This window comes from Pseudomonas sp. ZT5P21 (assembly GCF_054897785.1).
Map to the genome: position 1 here is coordinate 941,613 of NZ_CM142705.1, position 20,197 is coordinate 961,809.

13 protein-coding genes, 2 tRNA genes, 3 rRNA genes and 1 pseudogene are annotated in these 20,197 nt (G+C 56.9%); 10 read left to right on the forward strand and 9 right to left on the reverse strand.

The features are described 5' to 3' along the window. Positions 1-747: 747 nt before the first annotated feature. Positions 748-1,518, forward strand: a pseudogene (locus ACYZT9_RS04325) (calcium:cation antiporter); the annotation flags it as partial. 60 nt (positions 1,519-1,578) lie between these two features. Here the strand turns inward: ACYZT9_RS04325 and ACYZT9_RS04330 are convergent. The 3 genes from ACYZT9_RS04330 to ACYZT9_RS04340 form a co-directional block, all read right to left on the reverse strand. After that, positions 1,579-2,937 (reverse strand): 8-oxoguanine deaminase, encoded by a 1,359-nt coding sequence (locus ACYZT9_RS04330; RefSeq protein ID WP_462008724.1) that lies wholly within the window; start codon positions 2,935-2,937, stop codon positions 1,579-1,581. A gap of 229 nt (positions 2,938-3,166) precedes the next feature. Next, positions 3,167-3,853: an SDR family oxidoreductase gene (locus tag ACYZT9_RS04335; RefSeq protein WP_462008725.1), complete on the reverse strand. Its 687-nt coding sequence runs from the start codon at positions 3,851-3,853 to the stop codon at positions 3,167-3,169. Positions 3,854-3,878: 25 nt separating this feature from the next. Continuing rightward, positions 3,879-4,229, reverse strand: a complete 351-nt coding sequence (locus tag ACYZT9_RS04340) for a MerR family transcriptional regulator (RefSeq protein ID WP_462008726.1) — start codon at positions 4,227-4,229, stop codon at positions 3,879-3,881. Positions 4,230-4,312: 83 nt separating this feature from the next. Here ACYZT9_RS04340 and ACYZT9_RS04345 point away from each other — a divergent pair, with 83 nt between their 5' ends. After that, positions 4,313-4,744 (forward strand): hypothetical protein, encoded by a 432-nt coding sequence (locus ACYZT9_RS04345; protein WP_462008727.1) that lies wholly within the window; start codon positions 4,313-4,315, stop codon positions 4,742-4,744. A gap of 72 nt (positions 4,745-4,816) precedes the next feature. Here ACYZT9_RS04345 and ACYZT9_RS04350 read toward each other — a convergent pair whose 3' ends face one another. Genes ACYZT9_RS04350 through ACYZT9_RS04360 form a run of 3 tightly spaced genes read right to left on the reverse strand, consistent with a single transcriptional unit; the run spans position 4,817 to position 8,426 of the window. Continuing rightward, entirely contained in the window at positions 4,817-5,743 is a 927-nt protein-coding gene (locus ACYZT9_RS04350; RefSeq protein ID WP_462008728.1) for an ABC transporter permease, read from the reverse strand. After that, a complete protein-coding gene (locus ACYZT9_RS04355) occupies positions 5,743-6,849 on the reverse strand; it encodes an ABC transporter permease (RefSeq protein ID WP_462008729.1) in 1,107 nt (368 codons plus the stop codon). The genes ACYZT9_RS04350 and ACYZT9_RS04355 overlap by 1 nt, the downstream gene beginning before the upstream one ends. A gap of 11 nt (positions 6,850-6,860) precedes the next feature. Next, positions 6,861-8,426, reverse strand: a complete 1,566-nt coding sequence (locus ACYZT9_RS04360) for an ABC transporter ATP-binding protein (protein ID WP_462008730.1) — start codon at positions 8,424-8,426, stop codon at positions 6,861-6,863. Positions 8,427-8,494: 68 nt separating this feature from the next. Here ACYZT9_RS04360 and ACYZT9_RS04365 point away from each other — a divergent pair, with 68 nt between their 5' ends. Continuing rightward, on the forward strand, positions 8,495-8,731 hold the full coding sequence (locus tag ACYZT9_RS04365) for a hypothetical protein (RefSeq protein ID WP_462008731.1): 237 nt from the start codon (positions 8,495-8,497) through the stop codon (positions 8,729-8,731). A gap of 226 nt (positions 8,732-8,957) precedes the next feature. On the opposite strand, the gene ACYZT9_RS04370 is transcribed toward ACYZT9_RS04365, so the two are convergent. From ACYZT9_RS04370 to ACYZT9_RS04380, 3 genes are all read right to left on the reverse strand, one after another. Further along, positions 8,958-9,539: an IMPACT family protein gene (locus tag ACYZT9_RS04370; RefSeq protein ID WP_462008732.1), complete on the reverse strand. Its 582-nt coding sequence runs from the start codon at positions 9,537-9,539 to the stop codon at positions 8,958-8,960. A gap of 7 nt (positions 9,540-9,546) precedes the next feature. Further along, positions 9,547-10,197, reverse strand: a complete 651-nt coding sequence (locus ACYZT9_RS04375; RefSeq protein ID WP_462008733.1) for a TetR/AcrR family transcriptional regulator — start codon at positions 10,195-10,197, stop codon at positions 9,547-9,549. Positions 10,198-10,295: 98 nt separating this feature from the next. After that, positions 10,296-11,216 carry a LysR family transcriptional regulator gene (locus tag ACYZT9_RS04380; RefSeq protein WP_462008734.1) on the reverse strand — a complete coding sequence of 307 codons (921 nt, stop codon included), beginning with the start codon at positions 11,214-11,216 and terminating at the stop codon, positions 10,296-10,298. A gap of 123 nt (positions 11,217-11,339) precedes the next feature. On the opposite strand from ACYZT9_RS04380, the gene aptA reads away from it, so the two are divergent. The 7 genes from aptA (at position 11,340) to rrf (ending at position 20,076) form a co-directional block, all read left to right on the forward strand. Then, on the forward strand, positions 11,340-12,689 hold the full coding sequence (gene aptA, locus ACYZT9_RS04385) for an omega-aminotransferase AptA (protein WP_462008735.1): 1,350 nt from the start codon (positions 11,340-11,342) through the stop codon (positions 12,687-12,689). A 64-nt stretch (positions 12,690-12,753) separates the two neighbouring features. Continuing rightward, positions 12,754-14,247 (forward strand): CoA-acylating methylmalonate-semialdehyde dehydrogenase, encoded by a 1,494-nt coding sequence (locus tag ACYZT9_RS04390; RefSeq protein WP_462008736.1) that lies wholly within the window; start codon positions 12,754-12,756, stop codon positions 14,245-14,247. Positions 14,248-14,873: 626 nt separating this feature from the next. Then, positions 14,874-16,410: ribosomal RNA gene (locus ACYZT9_RS04395) — 16S ribosomal RNA — on the forward strand. A gap of 82 nt (positions 16,411-16,492) precedes the next feature. Continuing rightward, a tRNA-Ile gene (locus ACYZT9_RS04400) sits at positions 16,493-16,569 on the forward strand. 28 nt (positions 16,570-16,597) lie between these two features. Then, positions 16,598-16,673, forward strand: a tRNA-Ala gene (locus tag ACYZT9_RS04405). Between the two features lie 236 nt (positions 16,674-16,909). Continuing rightward, positions 16,910-19,801 (forward strand): 23S ribosomal RNA (locus ACYZT9_RS04410). Positions 19,802-19,960: 159 nt separating this feature from the next. Continuing rightward, positions 19,961-20,076 (forward strand): 5S ribosomal RNA (rrf, locus tag ACYZT9_RS04415). The 16S, 23S and 5S rRNA genes sit together here with 2 tRNA genes alongside, the layout of an rRNA operon. The last annotated feature ends 121 nt before the right edge of the window (positions 20,077-20,197 follow it).

Below are 20,197 nucleotides of genomic sequence, written 5' to 3' on the forward strand. Positions count from 1 at the left end.
GTATTGTCTCGGATTTTAGCAGTGGCAGCTTAGCCTAGCGTAATCCTGATTTTCGTTCGCTTCCATCTCCATTCTCCTGCAACAAGGTGCCGTACCCCTCTAGGCTTGCCGTATAACCGACTAAATGAATAGCATTATGGTGCGCTGGTTCCGGCGTTCTGACCATTCGATCCTCGAGGACGAAATTTTGGGTTGCCCATATGATAAGCCCAACTTTAACCAATATTGACATAGTGTTTAGTCGCCTTCACAAGGTGAAGCGGCATTCTCTGTGGGACAATGTCAATGTTATATAAGATGTTTTATCTGGCTGATCTGCAATATGTTGCTCGGAGCGCCGTGGCGTTTATGTTGCTCCAGATAGGATAGCTCCAGGCTCTGAAGTCAGTTTGTTTTATGTAGTAACCAGCCCTACGGCGATTGTCCTAACCCATTTTGAGCAGAGTATCTGCTCCCAGGCGCTGAGAATGGTCAGTCGGAAAATCGAATTTTGGTAGAGTTAATCTCCAGCCCCGAGGTCAGGTCTAGCCAGTCTGACGTGAGGCAAAACCGCTGCTGTTCCTTCGCGCTCACAGGCCAGGAAGGCACCACTCTGCCGATCAACTCGGTGCGTGGCGCTTTTCTGCCCGCTTGGAGTCGTTCGCCGTAGTTCAATGTCGCTGTCAAATTCTCAGTGTCAGATCAGTAGCTAACTTATTGATGTCCAATAGGTTTACTGCTTTTAGGCATTCATGTGTCTAGAAAACAGTGATGCTCGACATCAACGGCATCCTCGGCCTCGCCGCATTAATGGGCGGGATCAAGCACGGCGAACAGTCCTACAACGATGATTCGGCGCGCAGCTACAGCGTGATGATCCTCACCGCGATGGGCGTATCCATGGTGGTGCCGGAGTTCATTCCCGAAGCGAACTGGAAGATGTATTCCGCGTTCACCATTGGCGCGATGGTCGTGCTTTACACCCTGTTCCTGCGCATGCAGGTCGGGCCGCACAGCTATTTTTTCAGCTACAGCTACCCGGAAAAACGCCGCAAGAGAATCCCGGAGGAAGAACCTGAGCCGGTCAACCTCGCATTGAGTATCGGGACGCTGGTGTTTGGCGTGGTGGTGATCGGCGCATTGGCCGAGGTGATGTCCAAGACCCTCGACCTGGGCCTGGAAGGGACGGGCGCGCCGCCGGTGATCACGGCAATTCTGGTGGCGGCGATTTCCGCGGCGCCAGAGATTTTGACGGCGCTGCGCGCGGCGCTGGCCAACCGCATGCAGTCGGTGGTCAACATCGCCATGGGCGCATCGCTGTCGACGGTAATTCTGACGGTGCCGGCGATGGAAGCGATGGCGCTCTACACCGGCCAACCGTTTCAGATGGCGATGACGCCGGTGCAGACGGTGATGATTTTTCTTACGCTGATCGTCAGCGCGATCAACCTCAACGACGGCGAAACGAATGCCATCGAAGGCATGACTCACTTTGTGCTGTTTGCGACGTTCATCATGTTGTCGGTGCTCGGTCTCTAATCCCACACAAAACCAATGTGGGAGCGGGCTTGCTCGCTACCACCTTAGATCTCCGTCGACTTAGACGCCAGCGATCAACTGCCGAGCCGCCTGGCTGTGATCGGCGATCAGACCTTTGAGATCCAACCCCTCAACCTGACCATCAACCACTCGCCACTTGCCACCGACCATCACCCGATCCGCCCGGTCCGCACCGCACAGCAGCAGCGCCGACACCGGATCATGACTCCCGGAAAAACGCAGCTCATCCAGCTTGAACAGCGCCAGATCCGCCTGCTTGCCCACCGCCAGCTCACCGATATCGCTGCGCCCCAGCAAACTCGCCGAACCCTTGGTCGCCCAACCCAGCACCCGTTCCGGGGTGATCTTCTCGGCGCCATAACGCAGCCGCTGGATGTAGAGCGCCTGCCGGGTTTCGAGCATCATGTTCGACGCATCGTTGGACGCCGAGCCGTCCACGCCCAGCCCCAGCAACGCCCCGGCGGCGGTCAGGTCCAGTGTCGGGCAAATGCCGGACGCCAGACGCATGTTCGAGCTCGGGCAATGGCAAATGCCGGTGCCCGCCGCGCCGAGGCGGGCGATTTCCTCGGGGTTGAAATGGATGCCATGCGCCAGCCAGGTGCGCGGGCCGAGCCAGCCGACACTGTCCAGATAATCCACGGTGCGCAGGCCAAAGCGTTGCAGGCAGAAGTCTTCTTCGTCGAGGGTTTCCGCCAAATGAGTGTGCAGGCGCACGTCGAGTTTATTTGCCAGTTCGGCGCTGGCCGACATGATTTCCGGGGTCACTGAAAACGGTGAGCATGGCGCCAAAGCGATCTGGATTTGCGCGCCGTCGCCGCGCTCGTGGTATTCGGCGATCAGGCGCTGACTGTCAGCGAGAATGACCTCACCTTCCTGCACAGTCTGTTGCGGAGGCAGGCCGCCGTCCTTTTCGCCGAGGCTCATGGAGCCGCGGGTCAGCATGGCGCGCATGCCCAGATCGCGGACGCTTTCGACTTGCACGTCGATCGCATTCTCCAAGCCTTCGGGAAACAGGTAATGGTGATCGGCCGCCGTGGTACAGCCAGACAGCAGCAACTCGGCCAGCGCGACTTTGCTGGCGAGGGCGAGTTTTTCAGGCGTGAGGCGCGCCCAGACCGGGTACAGGGTTTTCAGCCACGGGAACAGCGGCTGATTGACCACCGGCGCCCAGGCGCGGGTCAGGGTTTGATAGAAGTGGTGATGGGTGTTGATCAGCCCAGGCAGGATCACATGCTCGCGGGCATCGAAGATGTGTTCACAGGGCGAAGAAGGTCGCTGGCCGACGGCGAGCACTTCAACGATCAGACCGTCTTGCACAACCAGGCCGCCACGGCCATCGAGGCCATTGGCAGTGAAGATTGCCAGGGGATTTTTTAACCAGGTACGGGTCGCAGGCATGTTGGCCGGCTCCTCTGAAAGTGGGGTTCAGGTTAGCCAGCTCAGTGATTACCCTGTCTGCTGATCCAGGGACGTCGCGTGGGACGAGGTGCGGAGTTTACTCAGTTTGTGCGCCGCAGATCTACTGTGGGAGCGAGCTTGCTCGCGATAGCGGACTAATGGTCAACATTGATGTTGAATGTGTAATCGCCATCGCGAACAAGCTCGCTCCCACCTTGGACAGTGGTGTTTACCAGGGAATGGTCTCACCCTTGTAATTCACAAAATGATGCCCGCCCTTACCGGTGTAAGCATTCACCTGATCAACCAGCCCACGGGTACTGGTTTCCACATCGATATCAGCACCTTCGCCGCCCATGTCGGTTTTCACCCAGCCCGGGTGCAGCGATAGCACAGTCAGTTTCCGATCACCCAATTGCGTCACAAAGCTGTTGGTCATCGAGTTCAGTGCCGCCTTGCTCGCCTTGTACAGCGCCAGCTCCGGTGCGTCCGGCATGGTCACGCTACCGAGCACCGAACTCATGAACGCCAGCACGCCGCTGTCCGGGCGAATCTGCCCGACAAAACGCTGTGCCAGGTTGATCGGCGCCACGGCGTTGGTGAAGAACAACTGGCCCACTTCGGCCAGCGTTGCGCCGCCCGGCGTCTGCACTTCCGGCCCCTTGACCCCCGCATTCACGAACAACAGATCGAACACTTCCCCCCTCAGCTGCTGACTCAAAGCGATGACCGCCTGCTGATCATCCATGTCGAGTTTTTCGATCCGCACCTTGCCCAGCGCTTGCAGGGCGTCGGCATTCTGCGGGTTACGCACGGTGGCGGTGACTTGCCAGCCGTCGGCCAGCAGGGTTTGCACCAGGCCGAGGCCCAAGCCCCGGGAGGCGCCGATGATGAGTGCGGTTTTTGCCGTAGACATGAGTGGCTTCCTTGATTAATGAGGATCACGGAGTTAAGGGACAACGTTGCCCGAGCCGTTGTTGCAACTCGTGTCGCAGCGCGCCGAGTTCGTCGATTCGGGTTTCGATCAGTTTGAGTTTGTCTTGCAGCAGTTGCGTGACGGCGCTGTCGGGGTCGGGCGACTGCCACAACGAGGCGACGCTTTTGCCGATTTCGCCAAGGGTAAAGCCTAGCCGTTGAGCGGTCTTGATGTAGAGCACCAGTTGCACCACGTCCGGTGGATAATCGCGATAACCGTTGGCGCTGCGTTGCGCGGCGATCAATCCGCGTTGCTCGTAGAAGCGTAGCGTGTCACGACTCACAGCGCTGGCCAGGGCTAATTCACCAATGCGCATTCTGATGTCTCGAGAAGGGCTTGACCCTGGAGCATACTCCAGGCTTTAGCTTGGTTGCTCCCTGAATTTATGGAGCAATGCCGATGTGGACTTCAATGCAATATCGCCGGTTGGTGCGTGGTAGCGCCTGGTATGACTTGGTCGTGATGGCAGCGTTTGTCACGCCTTGGAGTTTTGCTGCGTTGCATGGGATTTTGTCGAGCGTGAGTCAGTTCTTTAGCCTGTCTGGCGAGCTTCCGGCGTTCGAACCGATGCACATGTTGATGGCGAATCTGCTGGGCTCGATTGTTTGCATTTGGGCGGTGCTGCGGATTCGTGATCCGCAGCAGGTTTATGGCCGTTATGACGCAGCGGGGCGGTTTCTGTTTTCGGCCTGGCAGCTGTATGCCTTGCTGCATGGCGCCAGTTCGCTGCTGGTGATTTTCCTGTTCTTTGAATTGGCGTGGGGCATTGCTCAGGTGTTGCCAGTGCGGGCCTCATCGCGAGCAAGCTCGCTCCCACATTTTCCGAGTTGACCTCGGAATTTTTGGCCGACACACAACCCTGTGGGAGCGAGCTTGCTCGCGATGAGGCCAGTCTGGTCACCACTAATGCCCGCCCTGCCAAGGCTGCCCCAACGACACCGGCGCATACAACCGCGTGCGCAGCGCATCCCGCGACAACAGCACCAACACCACAATCGTCGCGACATACGGCAGCATCGCCAGCAGATTCGACGGAATCGCCAGCCCCAATCCCTGCGCCACCAGGTGCAAGATGCTGGCGAGCCCGAACAGGTACGCGCCGAGCAGCAACCGCCAGACCCGCCAACTGGCAAACACCACCAGCGCCAAGGCAATCCAGCCACGCCCGGCGCTCATGTTCTCTGCCCACATCGGTGTGTAGGCCAGCGACAGATACGCCCCGGCCAATCCCGCCATCGCCCCGCCAGACAACACCGCCAGCGTACGCACGCCCAACACCGGCAAACCCATTGCACTGGCGGCATCCGGGTTTTCGCCGACGGCCTGAATGATCAAACCGATGCGACTTTTCAAAATCACCCACGCCACCAGCGCGAACAACGCAAACGACAGATACACCAGTAGATCCTGCGCAAACAGCATCCGCCCGATCAGCGGGATCTCACTCAAATAAGGAATCGCAACCGGCTCAAACCCCGCCAGCGGTTTACCCACCCACGCCGCGCCAACAAAAGTCGAAAGGCCCACGCCGAAGATCGTTAGCGCCAACCCGGTGGCCACCTGGTTAGCGTTGAACACGAGCGCTACCAACGCAAACAGCGACGACAGCAACATCCCGGCGAGCATCGCCAGCAGCACGCCGAGCCACAGGTTGCCACTGTTCAGTGCGACGATAAAACCGATCACCGCACCAAACAGCATCATGCCTTCCTGGCCCAGGTTGAGCACGCCGCTCTTCTCGCAGATCAGTTCACCCAGCGCCACCAACAGCAACGGCGTACCGCAGCGAACCATGGCGTAGAAAATATTACTCAACAGATCGATATCCATCACAGCGCTCCAGCGTGAACGGCGGTGGCTGGTGCGCGGCGGGCCCAGCGCAGATTCAAACGCGGTCGATAGAGAATCAGCACATCACTGGCCAGCAGGAAAAACAGCATCATGCCCTGGAACAATTGCGTAATCGCTTGCGGCAGATTCAGGCTCATCTGCGCACTTTCGCCGCCGATGTACAGCAGCGCCATCAACAGGCTGGAAAACAGAATCCCGATCGGATTGAGCCGCCCCAGAAACGCCACGGTGATCGCGGCATAGCCATACCCCGGTGAGACTTGCGGCACCAGTTGGCCAATCGGCCCGGTGACTTCGCACACACCGGCCAGCCCAGCCAATCCGCCGCTGATCAGCAGCGCCAACCAGATCAGCCGCTTTTCGCGAAAGCCGACGAAACCCGCCGCCCGCTTGTCCAGCCCTAGCACTTTGATCTGGAACCCGACAAAACTTTTCTGCAACAACACCCACACGGCGACCAACGCCAGCAAAGCGAAATACACCCCGGCATGAACCCGACCGTCTTCCAGCAACAGCGGTAAGCGGCTGGCATCACCAAACATCGCCGACTCCGGGAAGTTGAACCCGGCCGGATCTTTCAACGGCCCATGCACGCAGAACAGCAACAAGTTGAGCGCGATGTAATTGAGCATGATGCTGGTGAGGATTTCGTTGGCATTGAAGCGCGTGCGCAACCACGCCGTCAGCCCGGCCCATGCCGCGCCCGCGAAAGTTCCGGTGAACAGGATCAATGCCAGAGCCCAGCGGCTTTGCAGATCGATGGTGTTCACTGCCAACGCACTGCCGGCGAGCGCGCCGAGCAACAGTTGGCCTTCGGCGCCGATGTTCCAGATTCGTGCTTGATACGCCACGGCCAGACCCAACGCGCAGAGCAGAATCGGCAGCGCCTTGACCAGTAATTCGGAGACGCCGTAGAGGTCGCTGACCGGTGCGATCAGCAACGTATGCAAGGTCAACAACGGGTCATGGCCCAGCGCGATAAACAGCAGCGAGCCGCAGCCCAATGTCAGGACCGCCGCCAGCAGCGGCGAGCACCACAGCATCAGGCGCGATTGCTGGCCACGGGGTTCGAGAGAAAGCAGCATGTGAAGCTCCGTTAAACCGTTGCGGGTGCGGGTGATTGAGGCGTGTCGAACTGGCCGGCCATCCAGCCGCCGACATCGATCGGACGCGTGTCGCCCGTGGCCCTGAGCGGCGACAAGCGACCGCTGCACAAGGCGCCGAGACGGTCGCTGATCTGGAACAGCTCATCGAGGTCTTCGGAGATCACCAGGATCGCCGCGCCGGCGTCACGCAAGGCAATCAGCGCACGGTGAATGGTCGCGGCGGCACCGACGTCCACGCCCCAGGTCGGGTGCGCGGCCACCAGCAATTTCGGTTGCTGGAGGATTTCCCGGCCGAGGATGAATTTCTGCAGGTTGCCGCCCGACAGACTGCGGGCCGGCGTTTGCGAGTCGGGCGTCTTAACGCCGAAGCGGCGAATGATTTCATCGGCCAGCGCTGCGACCTTGCCGCGCTGGATCAGCCCGTTGCTGACCAGACCTTGTTGAAATGCGGTGAGCAGGGCGTTGTCCGCCAGGCTCAATTCCGGCACCGCGCCGTGGCCCAGACGCTCGGCGGGCACGAACGCCAGTCCGAGTTTGCGGCGCGCATCCGGCCGCAAATGGGCGACCGCTTGCCCACTGAAACGGATCGTTTTGCCTTCATCACGAAGAAGGCGTTCTTCGCCGCTGAGCAACGCCAGCAACTCATCCTGCCCATTGCCTGCAACCCCCGCGATGCCGACGATTTCGCCGCTGCGCACTTCGAGCTCGATACTCTCAAGCGAGCAACCGAATGGGTCCGGGTTGTGCCACGACAATCCGTTCACGCTCAAAAATGCATCACCGCCCGACACCTTCGGGTAGTCGGTCATCAGTCCGGCTGTTTCACCGACCATCAATGTCGCCAGTTGTTGATCCGAGCACTCGGCGGGTATGCAATGGCCGGCCACCCGACCGCCGCGCAGCACCGTGGCGCTGTGGCACAAGGCGCGAACCTCACCGAGCTTGTGGCTGATAAACAGAATGCTGCAACCCTCGACTGCCAGTCGGCGCAGAGTGATGAACAATTCGTCGGCCTCCTGCGGCGTCAGCACCGACGTCGGTTCATCAAGAATCAACAGGCGGATGTCCTGCATCAGGCAGCGAATGATTTCCACCCGCTGCCGCTCGCCGATGGACAGGCTGTGGACAAGTCGCTCCGGTTCCAGCGCCATGCCGTAGCGCCGGGACACTTCACGGATTTTTGGCTCAAGCTGTTTCGGCGTACCGGCGGCCACGCCCATCGCCAATGCAATGTTCTGCGCAACGCTGAGGGTTTCGAACAGCGAGAAGTGCTGGAACACCATACCGATCCCGAGGCCACGGGCCTGAGCCGGATTGCGCATGCTGACGCGCTGACCCTGCCAGATCATCTCCCCGGAATCGGCGTGGGTCACGCCGTAGATGATCTTCATCAGCGTACTTTTGCCCGCGCCGTTTTCGCCGAGCAGCGCATGAATTTCACCCGGTGCAATGCTCAAGTCGATGGCATCGTTGGCCAGGCAACCCGGGTAGAGCTTGCTGATTCTGCGCAGTTGCAAGCGGGGTGTTTGATCGGGGATCGGCACTGGGTTGGGCATGACAGGCTCGGGTCGATTGAAGTGATGCCTGTGGATAAAGCAATTTCCTGGCCATTGAGTCAGGAAAAATGAAAAACCATGGCGACCAAGGTGTTGAGGACGCGCCTCGCCACATTTCGGCTGCCAATCCGGCACCACTTGAGGGCGAAGCCGTTGATCAGGCTCCGTTTTTGCTCATCGAGTTTTGGTTAAAAAACGAGCAACCCATTGCAAGCCATGCCGGATATGGGGCCGCGACAGGCATGAACGGGTTATCCACAGATTGCTCCACAGTATTTGTGCGCAAGCGTGAAGTTGGGGCATAAGCACTGAGCGGCTTTCTTCTAAAGGTGCTAAACCCCGCTAACTGATTGTTTATACGTAGATTTAGTCGTTGTGATGGCAAAGTGGGCGAAAAATGAGCAATGCCCGCAAAGCCGCATGACAGAAGGGTTGCAGCGGTATGTGCTCAGGTTATCCACAGCCGGGTGCACAGTAGATGTGGGCAACTACGACGGTTCGACGAGAGAGTTGTGTGCGTTGTTGGTGCGATCAGCGCTGTAACAGGATGCGCCCGCGACTCAAATCCGCGAGCTGGGTTTGCAGGGTTTCGATCTGCGCTTCGCCCATCGCCAATTTCAGCTCTACACCGTTAGCCGTGAACGTTTCTTCTACAACCAGTCCGCCAAGCTCCGCCACCCGAAGCTTCACCAGCGTCAGTTCAGCAAACCCGCAGGCACAACGCACCGGCACTCGGCTGATCAGCTCAATTTTCGGCGCTGCTTGCAGGCACTTGTTGGCGCCACCGCCATACGCCCGGGCGAGGCCGCCGGTGCCCAGTTGAATGCCGCCATACCAACGGATCACCAGCACCGCGACCTGATCGCAATCCTGTGCGTCGATTGCCGCCAGAATCGGACGGCCAGCGGTGCCGCCCGGCTCACCGTCATCGGTGCTGCGGTATTGAGCGCCGAGCTTCCACGCCCAGCAATTGTGCGTGGCGTTCAGATCGCTGTGCTGCTCGATGAACGCCTGGGCTTGCGCAGGACTGCTGATCGGCGCGGCGAAGGTGATGAAGCGGCTTTTGCGAATCTCTTCGCGGTATTCGCAAAGGCCGCTGAGGGTGAAAGGCATAGGCGTCTTATAGAGTTGGTGTCAGGCCGCAGCCCTTGAGAATGATGCGGATCAGGTTGTTAGAGGCGTCTTCCATGTCTTGCTTGGTCAGCTTGGTACGGCCGCTGACGCGGCAAATTTGCGTGGCGAAATCCGCGTAATGCTGGGTGCTGCCCCACAACAGGAAGATCAGGTTGACCGGGTCGACCGGGTCCATTTTGCCTGCGTCGATCCACGCCTGGAACACCGCTGCCCGGCCCTGGAACCAGGCGCGATAGTCCTGGTTGAAATATTCGGTCAGGCATTCGCCGCCGCTTATGACTTCCATCGCGAAGATCCGCGAAGCCTGCGGCTGGCGACGGGAGAACTCCATCTTGGCGCGGATGTACCGCGTCAGCGCTTCGGCCGGATCATCCTCGGCCGTGAGGGTGTTGAAGGTGCTGTCCCACAACTGAAGGATGTTGCTCAGCACCGCCACGTACAACCCCAGTTTGTTGGTGAAGTAGTAATGCAGGTTTGCCTTGGGCAATCCGGCATTCAGGGCGATGGTGTTCATGCTGGTGCCTTTGAACCCGTGTCGGGCGAACTCGTCTTCGGCGGCTTTGATGATGGTCTCTTCGTTCTTCTGACGAATGCGGCTGGCGGGTTTGTCGCCATGAGCAGGGACTTCAAAGGTCATAGGCACTTCCGGACAGGTGAGTGGGTGCAACCATTGCGTTGATAGCGCACCCATGGGGGATCCGACAAGTCCTGACGCAATAAAAGCCCCGCGACTATCTATCTTGTCGCGGCCAGGCTCTCCAAAAAGCTTTCCAGCACCAAATGCGGGCGACGTCCCTTGCGTGTGACCGATGCGAGGCTGAGGTCATAGAAGCGCGCTTTAGGTTTAAGCGCGCGTAAGCGACCTTGTTGAACCCAGAGGCTGGCGTAGTGATCGGGCAGATAGCCGATATAGCGTCCGGTAAGAATCAGGAATGCCATGCCTTCGCGGTCCGACGCACTGGCGGTGCAGTTGAGTGCCTGGTAATGCGCCTGAATTTCGGCCGGCAACCGGAAGGTTGGGGCAATGGCGTCCTGACTGTTCAGACGCTCGTCGTCCAGTTGTTTGTCGTCGACATAAAACAATGGATGCCCGACCGCGCAGTACAGCAGCGAACGTTCACTGTAGAGCGGCTGATATTCCAGACCTGACAATGCGCTGGCCTGCGGCACCACGCCGACATGCAAGCGGCCGTCGAGCACACCTTGTTCGACTTCGTTAGGCGCGATCATGCGGATCTGAATCTGCACGTCCGGCCCACGCTCCTTCAATTGCGCCAGGGCGTGGGTGATGCGCATGTGGGGCAGGGTGACGAGGTTGTCGGTCAGGCCGATGGTCAACTCGCCGCGCAGATGTTGGTGCAGACCGTTGACCTCGGTGCGGAAACTTTCCAGTGCACTTAATAGCTGCAACGCGGACTGGTAGACCTCGCGACCTTCCTCGGTCAGGGAAAAACCGGCACGACCGCGTTGGCACAGGCGCAAACCGAGACGCTGTTCCAGGTCGCTCATCTGCTGACTGATCGCCGAGCGCCCAATGCCGAGCACCGATTCCGCTGCAGAGAAACCGCCGCATTCCACCACGCTGCGAAAAATCCGTAGCAGGCGAATATCAAAGTCACTGACTTGTGCCAGCGGATCGGGGCGGCGATTGCTCATAGTTTAGTGGCGGCCTGACTGAAGGTCTGAAAAATTGGATTTCAACGACTTTATCCCCGTGGCAATTTAGCTGCAAGAACGCTTTTTATCTCCACGCCGCTTATTGCCCTGCGAGGTTTGCTCATGAACTTGCCTGAAAACGCCCCGACTTCCCTGGCCAGCCAGCTCAAGCTTGATGCTCACTGGATGCCCTACACCGCGAATCGAAATTTCCATCGCGATCCGCGACTGATTGTGGCGGCTGAAGGCAGTTGGCTGACGGACGACAAAGGCCGCAAGGTCTACGATTCGCTCTCGGGTCTGTGGACCTGTGGTGCCGGGCACACTCGCAAGGAAATCCAGGAAGCGGTCGCCAAGCAGTTGGGCACCCTCGATTACTCGCCGGGCTTCCAGTACGGTCACCCGTTGTCGTTCCAACTGGCCGAGAAAATCACCGACCTGACGCCTGGCAATTTGAATCACGTGTTCTTCACTGACTCGGGTTCCGAGTGCGCGGACACTGCGGTGAAGATGGTCCGCGCTTACTGGCGACTGAAGGGCCAGGCGACCAAGACCAAAATGATCGGTCGTGCCCGTGGCTACCACGGTGTAAATATTGCCGGCACCAGCCTCGGCGGCGTGAACGGCAACCGCAAAATCTTCGGTCAGGCGATGATGGATGTCGATCACCTGCCGCACACCTTGCTGGCGAGCAATGCCTATTCCCGCGGCATGCCTAAAGAGGGTGGTATCGCCCTGGCCGATGAACTGCTCAAGCTGATCGAGTTGCATGACGCTTCGAACATCGCCGCGGTATTCGTCGAACCAATGGCTGGTTCCGCTGGCGTGCTGGTTCCGCCTGAAGGCTACCTTAAGCGTCTGCGTGAGATCTGCGATCAGCACAACATCCTGCTGGTGTTCGACGAAGTGATCACCGGTTTTGGCCGTACCGGCTCGATGTTCGGCGCCGACAGCTTCGGCGTGACTCCGGACCTGATGTGCATCGCCAAGCAAGTCACCAACGGCGCGATCCCGATGGGCGCGGTGATTGCCAGCTCCGAGATCTATCAGACCTTCATGAATCAGGCGACGCCTGAGTACGCGGTGGAATTCCCGCACGGCTACACCTACTCCGCGCACCCGGTGGCTTGCGCCGCAGGCCTGGCCGCACTAGACCTGCTGCAAAAGGAACACCTGGTGCAGAGCGTGGCCGAAGTCGCACCGCATTTCGAAAATGCGCTGCATGGTTTGAAGGGCTCGAAAAACATCATCGACATTCGTAACTACGGTCTGGCCGGCGCGATCCAGATTGCCCCGCGTGACGGCGACGCCATTGTGCGGCCGTTCGAAGCGGGCATGGCGCTGTGGAAAGCCGGGTTCTACGTTCGCTTTGGCGGCGACACCCTTCAGTTCGGCCCAACCTTCAACAGCAAGCCGCAAGACCTTGATCGGCTGTTCGACGCGGTCGGCGAAGTGCTGAACAAAATCGACTGATTTTCCCTTCTATATAGAGGCGCCCAGTCCAGGGCGCCCGTGGACAACTTTTCAGGAGCCCTGCATGAGCCTTATCCCGCATTTGATCAACGGCGAACTGGTGACCGAAGACGGTCGCACGGCCGACGTGTTCAACCCGTCCACCGGCCAGGCGATCCACAAGCTGCCTTTGGCCAGCCGCGAAACTATCCAGAAAGCCATCGATTCGGCCAAGGCTGCGTTCCCGGCCTGGCGTAACACGCCACCGGCCAAGCGCGCTCAGGTGATGTTCCGCTTCAAGCAATTGCTGGAACAGAACGAGGCACGTATCGCCCAATTGATCAGCGAAGAACACGGCAAGACCCTGGAAGACGCGGCGGGTGAACTGAAACGCGGTATCGAGAACGTCGAATTCGCTTGCGCGGCGCCGGAAATCCTCAAGGGTGAATACAGCCGTAACGTCGGCCCGAACATTGATGCCTGGTCGGACTTTCAGCCGTTGGGCGTGGTAGCAGGAATCACGCCATTCAACTTCCCGGCAATGGTGCCGCTGTGGATGTATCCGCTGGCGATCGTCTGCGGCAACTGCTTCATTCTCAAGCCGTCCGAGCGTGATCCTAGCTCGACGCTGTTGATCGCTCAGTTGTTGCTGGAAGCGGGTTTGCCCAAAGGCGTATTGAGCGTCGTGCACGGCGACAAGGCGGCGGTGGATGCGCTGATCGAAGCACCGGAAGTCAAAGCGTTGAGTTTCGTCGGCTCGACACCGATTGCCGAATACATCTATGCCGAAGGTACCAAACGCGGCAAACGTGTTCAGGCACTGGGCGGCGCGAAGAACCACGCGGTGCTGATGCCGGATGCAGATCTGGATAACGCCGTCAGCGCACTGATGGGCGCGGCTTACGGTTCTTGCGGTGAGCGTTGCATGGCTATTTCGGTGGCCGTGTGTGTTGGCGACCAGGTGGCGGATGCGCTGGTGGCCAAGTTGGTGCCGCAGGTCAAGGCGTTGAAAATCGGCGCGGGTACTTCTTGTGGGTTGGACATGGGGCCGCTAGTTTCCGGTCAGGCTCGCGACAAAGTCAGTGGCTATATAGAAGACGGCGTTTCTTCGGGTGCTTCATTGGTGGTGGATGGTCGTGGCCTGAGTGTGGCCGGTCATGAGGAAGGGTTCTTCCTGGGTGGTTGCCTGTTCGATAACGTAACTCCCGAAATGCGCATCTATAAAGAAGAGATCTTCGGGCCAGTGCTGTGCGTCGTTCGGGTGGACAGCCTGGAAGAGGCGATGCAGCTGATCAATGATCACGAATATGGCAACGGCACCTGCATCTTTACCCGTGATGGGGAAGCAGCGCGGTTGTTCTGCGATGAGATTGAGGTCGGCATGGTCGGCGTCAACGTGCCGTTGCCGGTGCCGGTGGCTTATCACAGCTTTGGTGGCTGGAAGCGTTCGCTGTTCGGCGATCTGCATGCGTATGGCCCGGATGGTGTGCGTTTCTACACCCGCCGCAAGGCCGTAACCCAGCGTTGGCCGCAGCGTGCGAGCCATGAAGCGTCGCAATTTGCGTTCCCTAGCTTGTAACTAGAAGGGAAAAAGGCCGAGCCCTTGGGGCTCGGCCTTCATGTTTTCGCGCTTTTTTGCCCTATATGACAGAAGTGTGAAAATAAGGGTTGACGGCAGATTCTGGAAGTCTATAATTCGCCCCACTTCCGGCGCAGTCGAAACGGAAAACTCCTTGGTAAACAAAGAGTTACGCAGTTTTCGGCAGCGAGTTGCTTCAGCTCATCGAAGCCCAGAAGGAGTTGGTAAGGCAGTGTGTTTTCGCCTTATTGACGTTTCGATCCCCTCGGTCGAAAGCGGAGAAAAAGAGGTGTTGACAGCAGCGAACAACGCTGTAGAATTCGCCTCCCGCTAACGAGAGATCGGAAGCGCAAGTGGTTGAAGTTGCAAAGGAAACTTTGAAAACTTCTGAAAATAACCGCTTGACAGATACAGAGGACGCTGTAGAATGCGCGCCTCGGTTGAGACGAAAGATCTTAACCAACCGCTCTTTAACAACTGAATCAAGCAATTCGTGTGGGTGCTTGTGGAGTCAGACTGATAGTCAACAAGATTATCAGCATCACAAGTTACTCCGCGAGAAATCAAAGATGTAACCAACGATTGCTGAGCCAAGTTTAGGGTTTCTTAAAAACCCAAAGATGTTTGAACTGAAGAGTTTGATCATGGCTCAGATTGAACGCTGGCGGCAGGCCTAACACATGCAAGTCGAGCGGTAGAGAGAAGCTTGCTTCTCTTGAGAGCGGCGGACGGGTGAGTAATGCCTAGGAATCTGCCTGGTAGTGGGGGATAACGCTCGGAAACGGACGCTAATACCGCATACGTCCTACGGGAGAAAGCAGGGGACCTTCGGGCCTTGCGCTATCAGATGAGCCTAGGTCGGATTAGCTAGTTGGTGAGGTAATGGCTCACCAAGGCGACGATCCGTAACTGGTCTGAGAGGATGATCAGTCACACTGGAACTGAGACACGGTCCAGACTCCTACGGGAGGCAGCAGTGGGGAATATTGGACAATGGGCGAAAGCCTGATCCAGCCATGCCGCGTGTGTGAAGAAGGTCTTCGGATTGTAAAGCACTTTAAGTTGGGAGGAAGGGCAGTACATTAATACTGTGTTGTTTTGACGTTACCGACAGAATAAGCACCGGCTAACTCTGTGCCAGCAGCCGCGGTAATACAGAGGGTGCAAGCGTTAATCGGAATTACTGGGCGTAAAGCGCGCGTAGGTGGTTTGTTAAGTTGGATGTGAAAGCCCCGGGCTCAACCTGGGAACTGCATTCAAAACTGACAAGCTAGAGTATGGTAGAGGGTGGTGGAATTTCCTGTGTAGCGGTGAAATGCGTAGATATAGGAAGGAACACCAGTGGCGAAGGCGACCACCTGGACTGATACTGACACTGAGGTGCGAAAGCGTGGGGAGCAAACAGGATTAGATACCCTGGTAGTCCACGCCGTAAACGATGTCAACTAGCCGTTGGGAGCCTTGAGCTCTTAGTGGCGCAGCTAACGCATTAAGTTGACCGCCTGGGGAGTACGGCCGCAAGGTTAAAACTCAAATGAATTGACGGGGGCCCGCACAAGCGGTGGAGCATGTGGTTTAATTCGAAGCAACGCGAAGAACCTTACCAGGCCTTGACATCCAATGAACTTTCCAGAGATGGATGGGTGCCTTCGGGAACATTGAGACAGGTGCTGCATGGCTGTCGTCAGCTCGTGTCGTGAGATGTTGGGTTAAGTCCCGTAACGAGCGCAACCCTTGTCCTTAGTTACCAGCACGTGATGGTGGGCACTCTAAGGAGACTGCCGGTGACAAACCGGAGGAAGGTGGGGATGACGTCAAGTCATCATGGCCCTTACGGCCTGGGCTACACACGTGCTACAATGGTCGGTACAGAGGGTTGCCAAGCCGCGAGGTGGAGCTAATCCCAGAAAACCGATCGTAGTCCGGATCGCAGTCTGCAACTCGACTGCGTGAAGTCGGAATCGCTAGTAATCGCGAATCAGAATGTCGCGGTGAATACGTTCCCGGGCCTTGTACACACCGCCCGTCACACCATGGGAGTGGGTTGCACCAGAAGTAGCTAGTCTAACCTTCGGGAGGACGGTTACCACGGTGTGATTCATGACTGGGGTGAAGTCGTAACAAGGTAGCCGTAGGGGAACCTGCGGCTGGATCACCTCCTTAATCGACGACATCAGCTGCTCCATAAGTTCCCACACGAATTGCTTGATTCATTGAAGAAGACGATAAGAAGCAGCCCGAAATTGGGTCTGTAGCTCAGTTGGTTAGAGCGCACCCCTGATAAGGGTGAGGTCGGCAGTTCGAATCTGCCCAGACCCACCAATTTTTGTGTGGGAACCTGTAGCAATACGGGGCCATAGCTCAGCTGGGAGAGCGCCTGCCTTGCACGCAGGAGGTCAACGGTTCGATCCCGTTTGGCTCCACCACTACTGCTTCTGTTTGTTGAAAGCTTAGAAATGAGCATTCCATTGTGATGATGGTGAATGTTGATTTCTAGTCTTTGGCTAGATCGTTCTTTAAAAATTTGGGTATGTGATAGAAAGATAGACTGGACGTTACTTTCACTGGTAACGGATCAGGCTAAGGTAAAATTTGTGAGTTTAATCGCGAATTTTCGGCGAATGTCGTCTTCACAGTATAACCAGATTGCTTGGGGTTATATGGTCAAGTGAAGAAGCGCATACGGTGGATGCCTTGGCAGTCAGAGGCGATGAAAGACGTGGTAGCCTGCGAAAAGCTTCGGGGAGTCGGCAAACAGACTTTGATCCGGAGATGTCTGAATGGGGGAACCCACCTAACACAAGTTAGGTATCTTAAGCTGAATACATAGGCTTAAGAAGCGAACCAGGGGAACTGAAACATCTAAGTACCCTGAGGAAAAGAAATCAACCGAGATTCCCTTAGTAGTGGCGAGCGAACGGGGACTAGCCCTTAAGTGGCTTTGAGATTAGCGGAACGCTCTGGAAAGTGCGGCCATAGTGGGTGATAGCCCTGTACGCGAAAATCTCTTGGCCATGAAATCGAGTAGGACGGAGCACGAGAAACTTTGTCTGAATATGGGGGGACCATCCTCCAAGGCTAAATACTACTGACTGACCGATAGTGAACTAGTACCGTGAGGGAAAGGCGAAAAGAACCCCGGAGAGGGGAGTGAAATAGATCCTGAAACCGTATGCGTACAAGCAGTGGGAGCCCACTTTGTTGGGTGACTGCGTACCTTTTGTATAATGGGTCAGCGACTTATTTTCAGTGGCGAGCTTAACCGAATAGGGGAGGCGTAGCGAAAGCGAGTCTTAATAGGGCGTCTAGTCGCTGGGAATAGACCCGAAACCGGGCGATCTATCCATGGGCAGGTTGAAGGTTGGGTAACACTAACTGGAGGACCGAACCGACTACCGTTGAAAAGTTAGCGGATGACCTGTGGATCGGAGTGAAAGGCTAATCAAGCTCGGAGATAGCTGGTTCTCCTCGAAAGCTATTTAGGTAGCGCCTCATGTATCACTGTAGGGGGTAGAGCACTGTTTCGGCTAGGGGGTCATCCCGACTTACCAAACCGATGCAAACTCCGAATACCTACAAGTGCCGAGCATGGGAGACACACGGCGGGTGCTAACGTCCGTCGTGAAAAGGGAAACAACCCAGACCGTCAGCTAAGGTCCCAAAGTTATGGTTAAGTGGGAAACGATGTGGGAAGGCTTAGACAGCTAGGAGGTTGGCTTAGAAGCAGCCACCCTTTAAAGAAAGCGTAATAGCTCACTAGTCGAGTCGGCCTGCGCGGAAGATGTAACGGGGCTCAAACCATACACCGAAGCTACGGGTATCACTTAGGTGATGCGGTAGAGGAGCGTTCTGTAAGCCTGTGAAGGTGAGTTGAGAAGCTTGCTGGAGGTATCAGAAGTGCGAATGCTGACATGAGTAACGACAATGGGTGTGAAAAACACCCACGCCGAAAGACCAAGGTTTCCTGCGCAACGTTAATCGACGCAGGGTTAGTCGGTCCCTAAGGCGAGGCTGAAAAGCGTAGTCGATGGAAAACAGGTTAATATTCCTGTACTTCTGGTTATTGCGATGGAGGGACGGAGAAGGCTAGGCCAGCTTGGCGTTGGTTGTCCAAGTTTAAGGTGGTAGGCTGGACTCTTAGGTAAATCCGGGGGTCTAAGGCCGAGAGCTGATGACGAGTTACCCTTTGGGTGACGAAGTGGTTGATGCCATGCTTCCAAGAAAAGCTTCTAAGCTTCAGGTAACCAGGAACCGTACCCCAAACCGACACAGGTGGTTGGGTAGAGAATACCAAGGCGCTTGAGAGAACTCGGGTGAAGGAACTAGGCAAAATGGCACCGTAACTTCGGGAGAAGGTGCGCCGGTGAGGGTGAAGCATTTACTGCGTAAGCCCATGCCGGTCGAAGATACCAGGCCGCTGCGACTGTTTATTAAAAACACAGCACTCTGCAAACACGAAAGTGGACGTATAGGGTGTGACGCCTGCCCGGTGCCGGAAGGTTAATTGATGGGGTTAGCTAACGCGAAGCTCTTGATCGAAGCCCCGGTAAACGGCGGCCGTAACTATAACGGTCCTAAGGTAGCGAAATTCCTTGTCGGGTAAGTTCCGACCTGCACGAATGGCGTAACGATGGCGGCGCTGTCTCCACCCGAGACTCAGTGAAATTGAAATCGCTGTGAAGATGCAGTGTATCCGCGGCTAGACGGAAAGACCCCGTGAACCTTTACTATAGCTTTGCACTGGACTTTGAATTTGCTTGTGTAGGATAGGTGGGAGGCTTTGAAGCGTGGACGCCAGTTCGCGTGGAGCCAACCTTGAAATACCACCCTGGCAACTTTGAGGTTCTAACTCAGGTCCGTTATCCGGATCGAGGACAGTGTATGGTGGGTAGTTTGACTGGGGCGGTCTCCTCCTAAAGAGTAACGGAGGAGTACGAAGGTGCGCTCAGACCGGTCGGAAATCGGTCGTAGAGTATAAAGGCAAAAGCGCGCTTGACTGCGAGACAGACACGTCGAGCAGGTACGAAAGTAGGTCTTAGTGATCCGGTGGTTCTGTATGGAAGGGCCATCGCTCAACGGATAAAAGGTACTCCGGGGATAACAGGCTGATACCGCCCAAGAGTTCATATCGACGGCGGTGTTTGGCACCTCGATGTCGGCTCATCACATCCTGGGGCTGAAGCCGGTCCCAAGGGTATGGCTGTTCGCCATTTAAAGTGGTACGCGAGCTGGGTTTAGAACGTCGTGAGACAGTTCGGTCCCTATCTGCCGTGGACGTTTGAGATTTGAGAGGGGCTGCTCCTAGTACGAGAGGACCGGAGTGGACGAACCTCTGGTGTTCCGGTTGTCACGCCAGTGGCATTGCCGGGTAGCTATGTTCGGAATAGATAACCGCTGAAAGCATCTAAGCGGGAAACTAGCCTCAAGATGAGATCTCACTGGGACCTTGAGTCCCCTGAAGGGCCGTCGAAGACTACGACGTTGATAGGTTGGGTGTGTAAGCGCTGTGAGGCGTTGAGCTAACCAATACTAATTGCCCGTGAGGCTTGACCATATAACACCCAAGCAATTTGTGAACTCGAAAGAGGCCAGATTGCGGTGTGTGAAGACGACACGAACCGAAAGTTCGAGAGACTCGCAAAACACCAAACTATCGCATACCCATTCGCTGGAGCGTGAACCTGCAAAGGCCCACGACCTGGCTACCGAATTTCTTGACGACCATAGAGCATTGGAACCACCTGATCCCATCCCGAACTCAGCAGTGAAACGATGCATCGCCGATGGTAGTGTGGGGTTTCCCCATGTGAGAGTAGGTCATCGTCAAGATTAAATTCCGAAACCCCAATTGCGAAAGCAGTTGGGGTTTTGTTTTGCCCGCAGGAAAGTTCATACCGCAACACCGGACGGCTTCCGGCTGTCACAGTCTCCCGACAATGCTAAGGTTCGG

What these genes read in the sequence shown, in the direction of transcription:
- ACYZT9_RS04330 (WP_462008724.1), bottom strand. Translation starts at nt 2,937, where the DNA reads ATGCCTGCGACCCGTACCTGGTTAAAAAATCCCCTGGCAATCTTCACT.
- ACYZT9_RS04335 (WP_462008725.1), bottom strand. Translation starts at nt 3,853, where the DNA reads ATGTCTACGGCAAAAACCGCACTCATCATCGGCGCCTCCCGGGGCTTG.
- ACYZT9_RS04340 (WP_462008726.1), bottom strand. Translation starts at nt 4,229, where the DNA reads ATGCGCATTGGTGAATTAGCCCTGGCCAGCGCTGTGAGTCGTGACACG.
- ACYZT9_RS04345 (WP_462008727.1), top strand. Translation starts at nt 4,313, where the DNA reads ATGTGGACTTCAATGCAATATCGCCGGTTGGTGCGTGGTAGCGCCTGG.
- ACYZT9_RS04350 (WP_462008728.1), bottom strand. Translation starts at nt 5,743, where the DNA reads ATGGATATCGATCTGTTGAGTAATATTTTCTACGCCATGGTTCGCTGC.
- ACYZT9_RS04355 (WP_462008729.1), bottom strand. Translation starts at nt 6,849, where the DNA reads ATGCTGCTTTCTCTCGAACCCCGTGGCCAGCAATCGCGCCTGATGCTG.
- ACYZT9_RS04360 (WP_462008730.1), bottom strand. Translation starts at nt 8,426, where the DNA reads ATGCCCAACCCAGTGCCGATCCCCGATCAAACACCCCGCTTGCAACTG.
- ACYZT9_RS04365 (WP_462008731.1), top strand. Translation starts at nt 8,495, where the DNA reads ATGAAAAACCATGGCGACCAAGGTGTTGAGGACGCGCCTCGCCACATT.
- ACYZT9_RS04370 (WP_462008732.1), bottom strand. Translation starts at nt 9,539, where the DNA reads ATGCCTTTCACCCTCAGCGGCCTTTGCGAATACCGCGAAGAGATTCGC.
- ACYZT9_RS04375 (WP_462008733.1), bottom strand. Translation starts at nt 10,197, where the DNA reads ATGACCTTTGAAGTCCCTGCTCATGGCGACAAACCCGCCAGCCGCATT.
- ACYZT9_RS04380 (WP_462008734.1), bottom strand. Translation starts at nt 11,216, where the DNA reads ATGAGCAATCGCCGCCCCGATCCGCTGGCACAAGTCAGTGACTTTGAT.
- aptA (WP_462008735.1), top strand. Translation starts at nt 11,340, where the DNA reads ATGAACTTGCCTGAAAACGCCCCGACTTCCCTGGCCAGCCAGCTCAAG.
- ACYZT9_RS04390 (WP_462008736.1), top strand. Translation starts at nt 12,754, where the DNA reads ATGAGCCTTATCCCGCATTTGATCAACGGCGAACTGGTGACCGAAGAC.